This window comes from Moorena producens 3L (assembly GCF_000211815.1).
Classification (GTDB): Bacteria; Cyanobacteriota; Cyanobacteriia; order Cyanobacteriales; family Coleofasciculaceae; genus Moorena; species Moorena producens.
This window is the reverse complement of record NZ_GL890894.1, coordinates 1,979-3,202: the sequence shown is the minus strand read 5'-3', so window position 1 is coordinate 3,202 and position 1,224 is coordinate 1,979. Positions and strand designations below refer to the sequence as shown.

Sequence of the window (1,224 nt, the reverse complement as noted above, 5' to 3'; positions counted from 1 at the left end):
CAGCTTTGTTTCTCGCACAAGAACATTGACCCTCGTGTCGTCGTTGCGGATAGTCCCCAACGCCTCCGAGTCTGAGATGAAGGATGCCCCCTGCAGCTCACCAAGTCGCACTCCAAAGCGTTCATCACTCTCAACGATGTCATCGCCCCGTATTTCAATTGCGATGAATCCTGAATCTTGCCCGGCTGCGAATTCAAAATTCCCAGAGGGAAACTCACCTCCCACAAAATCGTTGCGGGAGACTGGAGCATCGCCCACCGGAAACGCCGCGAACGCTACTGACGCGTCTTGCGACACATTGCCTTGCCGAAAGACCTCGAACTCAATGGAAACGGATTCACCATTCCCTCCCTCGTGTCGCTCGCCGTCTACGGCTCGAATTCCCACGGAACTGTCATTGTCAAACAGCGCCCCAATGACGGTTCCACCACTCAACTCTTCGCCGCCACGAAGTGCAACAAGATCTACTAAAAACTGCTCCGTGGGTTCAATGGCCAGGTCGTCGCTCGTAGCGAGCGTGACAGAAACTTCCGTTTTCCCAGGCTCCAGCACGAAAGATCCGCTTGGATATTTGCCACCGGGAAAGTCGGACGGATCAACAGATTCAGATTCCGCGGGCCGCACTACGAACTCACCAAATACTTCATGCTGTTCAATGGCCGTAAGATGAATTGGAACCTCGATCGTCTCTCCCTCAACCAGAGCGAACTCCTCGACTCCAAAGCGAAGCGTATTTTCATCGTCGTTCACCACCGTCGACTCGGCTCTATCCACCCCCAACACCAAGTTGTCAGACGGATTTCGCAAAACTAAAGTGAGCAGCTCATTGGGTTCGACCACAGTGTCCGCTGCAATGTCCACCGAAAAATACGCGACAGACTGCCCATCATCGAAGTTAACGACGCCAGCCGGAACAACCAACTCCGAAAAGTCATCAACCGACAAGGGACTTGCCTCTTCTAGACGATAGTCAACGGTGGCTGCCCCCAAGTCAGTACCAACTCGCTGTACAGCGAATCGAAACCGAGTCACTCCGTCATCGCCCTCGGGGACGGCATCGGAGAGCGCGAGAAGGGAAACAACGGTTTCGTTGCCTGCCGTGACTCCGCCCGTAAGCGTAAACTGCCCAAGGCTTCCATAGTTGCTGTATCCGGATTCAACGGGCGACCCTTTTCCCGTTCCCCTCAACCTCAGAAAGTAACTGCCGGACTCCACCTCAACCTG

Annotated in this window: 1 protein-coding gene; it reads right to left on the bottom strand. The window is 54.4% G+C overall.

Translation table 11 applies throughout. From position 1 onward, the window contains the following. Positions 1 to 1,032 (bottom strand): Calx-beta domain-containing protein (locus LYNGBM3L_RS45075; RefSeq protein ID WP_229414463.1); only part of this gene is annotated, 1,032 nt, incomplete at its 3' end. Between the last annotated feature and the right edge of the window lie 192 nt (positions 1,033 to 1,224).